This is a genomic window from Segatella copri (assembly GCF_002224675.1).
GTDB lineage: Bacteria > Bacteroidota > Bacteroidia > Bacteroidales > Bacteroidaceae > Prevotella > Prevotella copri_U.
In genome coordinates, this window is sequence record NZ_NMPZ01000045.1 from 1 (window position 1) to 11,472 (window position 11,472).

Annotated in this window: 10 protein-coding genes; 9 read left to right on the plus strand and 1 reads right to left on the minus strand. The window is 42.2% G+C overall.

The window, feature by feature from the left end:
- From CFT61_RS17115 to CFT61_RS15870, 3 genes are all read left to right on the plus strand, one after another.
- The coding region (locus CFT61_RS17115) for a hypothetical protein (protein WP_217899094.1) at positions 1–184 on the plus strand (184 nt) is incomplete at its 5' end.
- A gap of 71 nt (positions 185–255) precedes the next feature.
- Positions 256–393 (plus strand): hypothetical protein, encoded by a 138-nt coding sequence (locus CFT61_RS16705; protein WP_176425640.1) that lies wholly within the window; start codon positions 256–258, stop codon positions 391–393.
- Positions 394–780: 387 nt separating this feature from the next.
- Positions 781–2,112: an ATP-binding protein gene (locus CFT61_RS15870; RefSeq protein WP_089545370.1), complete on the plus strand. Its 1,332-nt coding sequence runs from the start codon at positions 781–783 to the stop codon at positions 2,110–2,112.
- A 114-nt stretch (positions 2,113–2,226) separates the two neighbouring features.
- Here the strand turns inward: CFT61_RS15870 and CFT61_RS15875 are convergent, their stop codons facing one another.
- Positions 2,227–3,249: an ATP-binding protein gene (locus tag CFT61_RS15875; RefSeq protein WP_089545371.1), complete on the minus strand. Its 1,023-nt coding sequence runs from the start codon at positions 3,247–3,249 to the stop codon at positions 2,227–2,229.
- Between the two features lie 582 nt (positions 3,250–3,831).
- On the opposite strand from CFT61_RS15875, the gene CFT61_RS15880 reads away from it, so the two are divergent.
- The 6 genes from CFT61_RS15880 to CFT61_RS15900 all read left to right on the plus strand — a co-directional run bounded on the left by CFT61_RS15880 (position 3,832) and on the right by CFT61_RS15900 (position 10,942).
- Positions 3,832–4,206 (plus strand): DUF1016 N-terminal domain-containing protein, encoded by a 375-nt coding sequence (locus CFT61_RS15880; protein ID WP_089545372.1) that lies wholly within the window; start codon positions 3,832–3,834, stop codon positions 4,204–4,206.
- 69 nt (positions 4,207–4,275) lie between these two features.
- Positions 4,276–4,398 carry a hypothetical protein gene (locus CFT61_RS17495; RefSeq protein ID WP_367379349.1) on the plus strand — a complete coding sequence of 41 codons (123 nt, stop codon included), beginning with the start codon at positions 4,276–4,278 and terminating at the stop codon, positions 4,396–4,398.
- Between the two features lie 161 nt (positions 4,399–4,559).
- Positions 4,560–6,287 (plus strand): site-specific DNA-methyltransferase, encoded by a 1,728-nt coding sequence (locus CFT61_RS15885; RefSeq protein ID WP_367379350.1) that lies wholly within the window; start codon positions 4,560–4,562, stop codon positions 6,285–6,287.
- Positions 6,288–6,291: 4 nt separating this feature from the next.
- Positions 6,292–9,381, plus strand: coding sequence for a type III restriction-modification system endonuclease (locus CFT61_RS15890; protein WP_089545373.1), 3,090 nt, complete (start codon positions 6,292–6,294; stop codon positions 9,379–9,381).
- 222 nt (positions 9,382–9,603) lie between these two features.
- Positions 9,604–10,059, plus strand: coding sequence for a hypothetical protein (locus CFT61_RS15895; protein WP_089545374.1), 456 nt, complete (start codon positions 9,604–9,606; stop codon positions 10,057–10,059).
- 340 nt (positions 10,060–10,399) lie between these two features.
- Positions 10,400–10,942: a hypothetical protein gene (locus tag CFT61_RS15900; protein ID WP_089545375.1), complete on the plus strand. Its 543-nt coding sequence runs from the start codon at positions 10,400–10,402 to the stop codon at positions 10,940–10,942.
- Positions 10,943–11,472 lie beyond the last annotated feature (530 nt).

An 11,472-nucleotide genomic window follows, 5' to 3' on the forward strand; every position in this document is an offset into this window, starting at 1 on the left:
AATATATATAGTTAAATTCTATTTAACATTTTCCTTCCCTTCAGATACCCTCTCCGTAAAAACTGTGATAACTGTTATTGTGATAGCTGTGATCACTCTTGATGCACTAAAACAGTGCATCAAGGTAGAGGATAAAATCCACAAATCACCGAATGAAAGTTCTACAAATCACCGATTTCTTTAAAAAGATTCCTGATTTCCAGTTTTTGTATTTTTGCAGAAGATTAGTAGTTTAAAGCCATAGTGATGTGGCGAATGATGAACCTTGTTGGCCGCCCAGATACCCAGCTCTATGAAATCGCTGGTCATGGTCATGGGGCAATGGGTAATCCTGCCTATCATATCCTCATTCAAAGCATCAATAAAATCCTGGGCAAAAAGTATGAGTTTTAGTTAGATTTCAAAAATCTCAAAACGCAGGAACTTTGCCAATGGTATGAGTTCCATCATCTTTGCTTAATTTGGCAACAGGTTGTTGCCAAATTAGGCGAAGAAGATGGGCAACAACTTGTTGCCCAATTAGAAGATGTACATATGCAACAACCCCACTGCCAGACTTACGGGGCAGGTAATCCGCTATGTGCCACCAGAAGGTTGGTAAAACTACTACAATATTATAGAAGATTTGCGTATTTTCTAAGATTTCCACTAAAAAGATTTGCGTATTTTCTAAGATTTCTGCTAAAAAGATTTGCGTATTTTCTAATAATTTTGTATTTTTGCATCGCCAAAAGGCATAAAATCAAGAAGTTAAAGCTTTCGTAAACATTAGAAAATAAAATGAATAGAATTTTTAAACGAAAACTATATGATAGACTCCTGCAATGGAAGAATACGAGAAAGGGAAAAACAGCCATTCTCGTAGAAGGAGCACGTCGCGTTGGAAAGTCAACGCTGGTGAAGGATTTTGCTCAAAAAGAGTATGATTCTTATATTCTCATTGACTTCAATAAGGCATCCAAGCGAGTTGTTTCACTATTTGACGATTTGATGGACTTGGATTTTATCTTCCTTCAGTTGCAAGCTATATATAATGTTTCTCTCGTAGCAAGGAAGTCTGCCATCATTTTTGATGAGGTGCAGGCATGCCCTAAAGCAAGACAAGCCATCAAGTATTTGGTGGAGGATGGAAGGTATGATTATATAGAGACGGGGTCTCTTATCAGTATCACTAAAAATACGAAGGGCATTACCATTCCTAGTGAAGAGGAAAGAGTCGCCATGTACCCGTTGGATTACGAGGAATTTCGTTGGGCGATGGGAGATACGGCATCAATTCCTTTGCTCAAGCAATTCTTTGATAAACGGCTGATGCTAGGGCAAGCTCATCGATCAAAGATGAGGGAACTTCGTCTATATATGCTTGTTGGTGGTATGCCTCAAGCTGTAAATGAGTATTTGGAGACAAATAATCTCAGCATGGTAGATTTGGTAAAGCGGGATATTATTCGTTTGTATCTCGATGATTTTCAAAAGATAGATCCCTCTCGCAGAATAGAACAGTTATTCTTGAATATTCCTGCCCAGTTGAATCAGAATAGTAATCGATATAAACCTTATTCAGTTGTGGGAAGTGTGGATACGGACAAGCTCCAAGGACTACTTCGAGAGATGGAAGATAGTAAGACTGTTTTGTTTGCTTATCATTCCAATGATCCCAATGTGGGGATGTCATTGCATCAAGACAATTCTAAGTTTAAACTGTTTTGTGCTGATACAGGTTTGTTTGTGACTTTGGCGTTTTGGGATAAGTCGTTTACGGAGAATGTGATTTATGAGAAGCTGTTGAGTGACAAGCTTACTGCCAATCTGGGCTATATTTACGAGAATCTGGTAGCCCAAATGTTGACGGCGAGTGGTAACAAGCTGTTTTATTATTCGTGGGCTAAAGATGCAACGCATAATTATGAGATAGATTTTCTCCTGTCTCGTGGAGCCAAGATTTGCCCGATAGAGGTGAAGTCTTCTGGTTACAAAACTCATGCGTCGCTAGATGCCTTTTGCGATAAATACTCTAAGGTAATATCGCAACGCTACTTGTTGTACACCAAGGATTTGATGAAAGATGGCAATACTCTGTTGCTGCCATTCTATATGATTCCATTCATTTGATGAGGGTGTGTTATCTCAATAGGGATTCTTATGGTTTAGGACAAGAGAATCTGGAAATTATGTGTAAAACGGCTCGCAAGATAATGACTGCATCTTGCGAGCCGTTTCTGTCTTTTACATCCCCAGACTATCAGGATTCATCAGAAAATCTATCAGTCCCATGGTTAGGATGCCGTTATCTACCTTGCATCCGCGGCGGCGCAATTCATTGTATATGATGTTCTCCATGATGTGAGTCTCTTCTTGTTGGCGAAGTCCCAGTATGGCGTTTCTGATGCCCAGGTCTGAAAAGTAGAATTTTGATAAGTTGCCGATATACTTCTTGCCCTTGATGTCGAAGCGGATAGCCTTTTCGATGAGAAAGGCATCTTGCATATAGTCCAGGTATCGGTCGATGGTAACGGAGCTGATGCCTATCTTCTTTACGCTCTTGAAAGTGTTGGATAGTTTGGCTGGATTGGTTGGCGCACCGATGCCAGAGGCGATGATTCTTATCAACTCCTCAAACTCTGCCTTGTTCTTAATCTTATGTCGCTCAAGAATATCTATCAGATATACGCTCTCGAAGAGGTTGGTCAGATAATCTAGTTTTTTCTTTTCTGTATCCAATGCTAGTACATGTGGAAGTCCGCCGTATGTATAGTAGTCTTTCCAGGCATCTCTAGGATTTTGTCCTGTACCTTCACAATATTCTGCTAAAGAGAGTGGATAGAGATGAATCTCATCACCTCTACCTCTAAACTCGGTAATGATGTCGCTCGACAGAAATTTCGAATTACTGCCTGTTACATATACGTTGGCATTCTCTATGCGGAGCAGACTGTTGAGCACTTCCTCAAATCTGGGTACCAGTTGCACTTCGTCAAGAAGGATATAGTACAGGTCGTCGTCTATCATCTTGGCTTTGATGTGTCTGTAGAGAGTAAGTGGCTCCCTAAGTTCTGAATTTTCGATATCATCGAGTGCTATCTGGATGATATGGTCTTCCAGGATGCCATTGGCTATCAAGTGTTGCTTGAAGAGCGTAAAGAGCAGATACGACTTTCCACAACGTCTGATGCCTGTAATAATTTTAACCAACCCATTCTGTTTTCCGTCAATGAGCTGCTGTAAATAGAAGTTTCTTTTTATCTGCATATTCTTAACTTTACGAAGATTTTTTGGCAATATTGCCACTTTTTCTCTGCAAGCGAAAAGACAGTTCCTTAAAAAATGCACGAACTGGGGCGGTAACTTCGTCTCGCCATGGCTTGATGTCATCTTTTAATTCAAAAGCCGCAGAATAGAGTATGTTGTAATCTGTCTTAAATAGGATTTCCTCTCTTTCGTGGAATCACTACCAAGTATTGATGCGAATAGATGATTTGGCGGGTGATTTCATTTGCTTGTCAACATGCTGCTGAAAAACTTTTTCTGAAACTTTTGAAGAAATCTCTTGCTTGTTCCAAAATATTGTTGTACTTTTGAAGGATAAAATAAATAAAGTAAAACTTAGAAACAACGTAACTTTGTAAATATCAACGAATTGAACATGGAATTGATTAAGGCTATAAACAACATGTCAGAACGGGTGATAGATGATTTGAAGACCAAATTATCTAAAGGATCTCGTGTGTCAATAGCTGCAGCCTCTTTTTCTGAACGCCGAGGCTCGGGCGTTGAAGAAGAAGGTTGCTGAGTGGGAAAAAGAAATGGATGTTTTAAAAAAAGGAGAATATTATGGCTGATATAAAGAATAATAGTGAAGTTCTAAACGATATTCGCAAAATAATAGAGCAGGGGAGACATCAAGCCTATGCTGCTGCAGGACAAGCAGCTATAGCCACTTATTGGGGTATTGGCAGGCGAATAGTAGAAGAGGAACAGCATGGTGATGAACGTGCTAAATATGGTACACATTTGATTACAGAACTTGCAGAAAAGTTGATACCTATATTTGGAAACAACTATAGCAAACGCAACCTTCAGCATTATCGCAAATTCTACATTTTATTTCCTGATTATTCAAAAGTGTACGAGTTCGTACACAATTTGAATTGGACACACATTAGGCGACTGTTGTCTGTGGAGAAGAGGAGTTGCAATGCGAAATAGAAAAGCAAAAGCGTTTCTTTTTGTCACAACATGGAAATGATGAAGAATAATTTATAAAATATAAATAATATGGATAGACCAAATAGAATGAAATTGCAGTCGGCAGATGGAGCGCAGCTGAATCTGGATGCGCTTTATCAGATTGCGCCTTCGTGCTTTACGGAGGTAGCCGACCCTGATACGGGGGGGTAAAACGTGTAGTTAATTTTGACGTACTTCGCCAGCTTCTTGGTGACAACGCAGTAGAAGATGCTCCTGAGGCATACGAGTTCAACTGGGTTGGCAAGCAGGCAGCTCGTGCCGAAGTTTTGCGCCCTACTAAGAAAACGTTGCGTCCCGTAAAGGAGGATAGTGTGGATTGGGATAATACCCAAAACCTTTATATTGAGGGTGATAACCTCGAAGTGCTTAAACTTCTCCAGAAGTCTTATCTGGGTAAGGTAAAGATGATTTATATTGATCCACCTTACAATACAGGTAATGACTTTGTTTATCATGATGATTTTGCGATGTCTGCTGATGAGTATGCTGAGGCTTCGGGAGTAGTAGATGAATTAGGTAATAAATATATCAAGAACATGGATTCGAATGGACGTTTTCATTCGGATTGGTGCTCTATGATTTATTCCCGTCTAATGGTGGCGAGATCGTTGCTGAAAGAGGATGGCGTGATTTTTATCTCAATAGGTGTTGAAGAGTTTTCTACCTTAAAGAGTATTTGTAATGAAGTATTTGGAGAAAATAATTTTGTTGAAATTTTTTCTTGGGTGAAAACTGCGACTCCACCTTCACTTGCTGTTAAATCGAGAAAAACAAATGAATATATTCTTTGTTATGAGAAAAATAAAAATGGCATTAAATATAATGGAGAACTGTTAGATGGAGGAGATCAGCCTTTGTTGAATACTGGCAATGCAAGGAGTGTATTAGTATTTCCGAAAGATAAAGTTGTTTTTAAAACAAAGGCTTTCCCTGATGGCATTTATGAACCTTATTGCAAGGATAGAGTAAGTTTGTTGGATCGTATTGAAATCAAAGATGGTAGAGCGACGTCTGATTTCCGTCTTGAAGGCGAATTTAAGTGGACACAATCTTTCTTTGATGAAGAAGTTTTGAAAGGAACGTCTTTTATTATTAAAACTGATAACCTTTCTGTTCGTTTTATTCGTGAGGGTGAAGGGTATAAACGTCCAACAAATTTTATAAAGGAGAAAATAATATCACCATTAATTGATAAGCCAAGTGTTGGTGTTGGCACAAATGAAACCGCTTCATCTTATCTTACGTCTTTAATGGATGGTAAAAATGTATTTTCTTATCCAAAGCCAGTATCATTAGTTAAGTACTTAACTAATTTTGTTTGTAAAGATGACGATATTGTAATGGACTTTTTCTCGGGTTCTGGTACTACTGCAGATGCTGTATGGAGATATAATTTGGGAAAAAATACAGATTTAAGATATATATTGGTTCAATTGCCAGAAGATCTTGATGAAATGCTTAAGAGTGCTGATTCTGTTACTAAGGAGATTATTCTCAATGGCATTTCGTTGTTGGATAGTATTGGCAAACCTCATAAATTAACAGAGTTGGCTAAGTATCGTTTATTAAAGACTATTGATAGAATAAATAAAGAAACACCTGAATTTAAAAAAGATTTTGGCTTCCGTGTCTTCCGTCTCGACGAAGGCAATTACGAGGATGTAAAGCGTTCTCCAAAGGAATTCAAGCAAGACCAGCTTGATCTGTTCCTGAACAACATCAAGACCGACCGAAACGACCTCGACCTGCTCTTTGGATGTATGCTCGACTGGGGTGTTCAGCTCTCTCTGCCTATGACCCAGGAAGAGGTGGATGGCAAGACCATCTATACCGTGAACGACGGCGACCTGGTGGCCTGCTTCGCCGAGAACGTATCAGAAGACGTAGTAAAAGCCATGGCAGAAAAGATGCCTTTGCGTGTCATTTTCCGTGATAGCTGCTTTGCCCAGGATGCCGACAAGATTAATATCTACGAAACCTTCAAGCAGAAACTGGATTGGAGCGACCAGGAAGTAGTGAAGAATATTAGAGTGATTTAAGCCTATGAAACTCAGATATAAACATCAACGCTTCCAAACCGAAGCGGCGCTGGCTGTGGCTAATGCCTTTACAGGTCAGCCCAAAAGCGACGGACAGAGTGACCATATCGTGGACCAGGGAGTTCATCAAGACCTCTTTGTTGTAAAAGGCTTTGGCAACAAGAACGTTATCCTCGCTCCGGAAGCCGTCTGCGAGAATGTAAGAGCCATACAGACAGAACAGGGTCTGAAACCTGTAGAACAGCTGCAGCAGCTGCAAGGCGTAGGTACCGCCCTCACCATCGAAATGGAGACGGGTACGGGTAAGACCTATACCTACATCAAGACCATGTATGAACTGAATGCCCGCTATGGCTGGACCAAGTTTGTGGTGGTGGTGCCAAGCATCGCCATCCGAGAAGGCGTATTGAAGAGCTTTGAGAGCATGCAGGAGCATTTTGCCCAGGAATACGGCAAGCGCATGCAATACTTTATGTATAACTCCAAGCAGCTCAGCAAGATTGATGCCTTTGCCAGCGATGCAGGCATGCACGTGATGATTATCAATACCCAGGCATTCAACGCATCTATGGATGAAGAGAAGTCAACCGATAAGATGGAAAAAGGCAAGTTGAAGAAAGCTGATAAGGCAGCCCGCATCATCTTCGAACGACGTGATGAGTTCGGTTCCCGCCGTCCTATCGACGTGCTGGCACAGACCCATCCTATCATGATTATCGATGAACCTCAGTCGGTGCTGGGTGTGGACAAGAAGAACAAGACCCGTAAGGGTATTGCCATGTTCAAGCCGCTCTTTACCCTTCTGTATAGCGCCACCCACCGCAAGGGTGATATATATAATATGGTGTATAAGCTGGATGCCATCGATGCCTATAACCAGAAACTGGTGAAGAAGATAGAGGTGAAGGGTATCAGACAGATAGGCAGTACCGCCACCAACGGCTACGTCTATCTGGAGGAAATCGTCATCGGCAAGGGCAATCCGCAGGCTCGCATCAGCTTCGACATCAAGACGCAGACCGGAACAAAACAGGTAAGCAAACTCGTGGATGAGCGCTTCAACCTGAAGGAACAGAGTGGGGGACTTGCCGAGTATGACAACAACTTCATCGTAGAACGCATAGACGGCAGGCAGGGGATCGTCCGCTTCCTCAACGGCTTGACTCTCCATGAAGGCGATGCCGTGGGCAGTGTGAACGAAGACTATATCCGTCGTATTCAGATTCGTGAAACTATCCGCACCCATCTGGAGCGTGAGCGCCAGCTGTTCAGTCAGCATATCAAGGTGCTCAGTCTGTTCTTCATCGACCATGTGGATAGCTATCGCCTCTATGAAGGCGAGGATAGCAAGGGTAAGTTTGCCAAGATGTTTGAGGAAGAATATAACCGAGTGCTTTCAGAAATGCTGCCATCGTTTACGGATGAAGCCTATCTGCGCTATCTTTCAGACCCTCGCAATGCGGCATCCAAGGTGCATCAGGGCTACTTCTCCATGGATAAGAAGGGCAAGGCGGTGGAATCGAAGGAAAAGCAGGGAGAGAACGAAGAGCGTGCCTTCGACCTGATTATGAAGGATAAGGAGCGTCTGCTTTCGCTCAGCGAGCCAGTCCGCTTCATCTTCTCGCACTCCGCCTTGAAGGAAGGTTGGGACAACCCTAACGTGTTCCAGATCTGCACCTTGAAGAACTCGGACAATGAGACCAAAAAACGCCAGGAAGTGGGACGAGGAATGCGCCTTTGCGTGAATCAGAAGGGAGAACGCCAGGATGCGGATGTATTGGGCGACCATGTGTTTGATACCAATATCCTCACCGTGATAGCCAGCGAGAGCTATGATGATTTCGCCAAGAAACTGCAGACGGAGATGGCTGAAGCCTGTGCCGACCGACCAATCGTTATCACCGCCCATCTTTTCGAGGGCAGGGCTTATACGATGGCAGATGGAACCAATGGTAAGTTTGACGTCAATCAGGCAAGAGCTATCTATAATGCCCTCATCCGCAAAGATTATGTGGATGATAACGGTGCTTTGACCGCTCAGTATTTTGAGGATAAGCGCAATGATACGCTCGACTTTGGTGCGGCCAATGATTGGCGGGATGGCATTATTGCAGCCCTTGATACCGTCTTTGATCCTGCGGCTGTAAGACCGGAGAATGGTAGAAAGCCTAAGCTTGCCAAGTTGCAGAAGGATAATTTTGCCAAGAAGGAGTTCCAGAATCTCTGGAAGCGCATCAACCGCCGCACCTACTATCAGGTAAGCTTTGAAACTTCTGGTCTTGTGAAGAAAGCCATCGAGGAACTTGATGAAAAGTTGAGGGTTACGGAAATCCGCATCGTGGTAGAAGGCGGTTCGATGGATGAAATCAGAGACAAGGAGTCGCTTGAAGCGGGCGTGGCTATGACTCAGGGCGATGTGCGGACCATCCATGTAACGGAAGCTGTGGGCAAGGAAGTGACATACGACCTGATAGGTCAGCTGGTAACGGCTACGGGGTTGACAAGAAAAACCATCGTGGAAATCCTGAAGGGTATCAAGCCGGAAACATTCAGCATGTTCAAGATGAATCCTGAGGAATTTATCATCAAGACCGGTCTGATTATCAACGACTGCAAGGCTCTTGCTGTTATCCAGAGTATTACATACGAGAAGCTGAATGATGAGTTCTCTACCGACATCTTTACGGTGGATGCTCTGCGAGGCAAGTTGGGCATCAATGCCATTGAATCGAAGAAATCGCTCTACGACCTTGTAGTGCTCGACAGCATGGGTGTAGAGAAGAACTTTGCCGAGTCTCTGGAACGTGAAGATGACGTGGTGGTTTATACCAAACTGCCTCGTGGTTTCTACATCAATACGCCTATGGGCAAATACAATCCCGACTGGGCTGTAGCATTCCGTGAAGGCAGCGTGAAGCATGTTTATTTTGTGGCAGAAACCAAGGGTAACGATCTCCAGGGGTCACATCTACGCGGTATCGAGGAAAGCAAGATAGCGTGTGCCCGCAAGCATTTTGCTGCCATCAGCGAGAATGGTTACATTTATGATGTAGTCACGGACTATCAGGCATTGTATGATGCAGTGACGAAATAGCTGTGGAAATGGTAATAGAATTACCTACCCATCCATAAAAGTCGAGGAGAGGAAGTGTAGCACTAAAAATGCGCACTTTCTCTCTTTTTTTGTTATTCTGTAGTTAATTTTTATTCAAGTATTAACGTTTCTGAAAAATATACCCTCATATTTTTGCTATGTGGGTAATGTATTTGGCTGTTCCAACTATTAGTAGTAAATTCGCATAAATTTACAATTAATATGCTGGATATAGCAGAACATAGAAGGGTGTTGATTCTGGAGAATTTAGCTCAGCTAGACAAAAGAATTGATAAGATACAGGAAGAATGCATCATCTTGTATCTCAATTCATTTATTGGTGGCAAAGCTGAACAGATATCTGCATATCAGTTTTCTAATATCACGCATATAAAGTGTGATACAGTGCTCAGAGTGCTGAAGAGAAGTGTAAGTCTTCAGCCTTTGCAGCAGAGAAGATGGTGCTGCTGTATCCTATATAATTGGGATAGAATCGTTGATGAACTGATCAAACGACATACGGCGGAAGGTAAGAAGTTTGACAAGAGTCAGTTTGAGAAGAATTTCAATGAAGCCTTTTCGCAGTGGATTACTTTTGCGAGAGACTTGAAGCAACTTAACAAATTGGAAGCACATATAGCAAAATACCAAAAGCTTTTTGTGCCTAAAAATAAATAATGAATAACAATAACATTTATCTAAAAAAATCAACATGAAACGAACTAATACACTTACCTAGGGAAGACTTGTCTGCCGGCATCGAGGATGCCACCCTAAGAAGCTCTCCTTGGCTATTCTAGTCTAGCCCTCCGCGTACCAATTAGAGGACCATATCAAGTTTTAGTAATAATTTAAACTACTTAAGATATGGATAGAATATCATTTTTTAGAATTATCCGTTTTTTGTGTAAAAACGGTGGTGTTTGCTTGTACAAGAATGTTGTGTATGTACAGTCTAATAGCAAATATATAGAGAATAATTACGAGAATTCTGATGAAGACATAAAACCACATACTGATGAATAGAAGTTTCCATTTTGCAGGTTCCGTAACCTATATAGAGAACTATTATGAGAGCCATGAACATCAACATAAGGATTCCGATGATTCTTCTGAAATGAAGAATGATACCGATGAAGTTGTTTTTGAACAGAGTGTTAAGGTGAAGTGTGCTTCATCTTCTGCGGGAAGAAGTGCCGAGAATCTCTTTTCTACTCCTGAGGGTGGAAAGGATGTGGGGCTTACGGGGAAGATGGCGGATGCTTTTGTGAAAAATCTCAAGCTGCATCATATTTCAGATAGTCAGCTTTCCACTTCCGATGGTTTGTTGAACAAGAGTGTGGTTGCGTTTTTCCAGCGTTGGTCTAATCAGGGCTATGTGAGTGCTGGTGTTCCTAATGGCTCGTCCATTACTCGTTTTCTGCACGATGATTGTCATCTGGAACTGGGTGTTACCCAAAAGTCGTATGGCAATTATATCAGAAAGAAGATCAATGACGGGAATATAGATTATGAGGTAGAGGGTTTTGTGGAGGATTTCGCAAAGTCTCACAATATATAGAATCTTGCGCCGAATGATAGACTTCATTTGACGTAAAGAAAATAATTATATCTCTGTAAGATATTGATATAGAGGGGCAAGACGATGGTTTTGCCCCTTTCTTGTTTCCGCCGAATTCAATTTGGCGCATTCGGCGGAAAAGGCGTAACGGAGTATTCTTTCTACTTTTGCCCCAGATTTCAGAACGATACCGGTTCTGAGGTCTGGGGCTTTTGCGTTTTCTATCGCCAGGATGCTGGGATAGGTTTCCTGCCATGTTGTAAGTGGCGTAGCGTATCAGCCCATCGGTCTTTGACAAGGTTGATACATTTATTATTCAAGTTTCGCAAGTATGCTCCACACGCCCTGAAAGGGCAGAAGCTCCTAGCCCAGGGCATCGCCCTGGGTATACAAGCAATCAGCAAGGCGCCCTGTAAGGGCAAAAGCTTTGTATATTGCCTGGTATTTGAAGGCTTTTGCCCTTACAGGGCGACAGGGTTGCGTCCATAATAACCCAGGGCGATGCCCTGGGCTAGGAGCTTCTGCCCTTT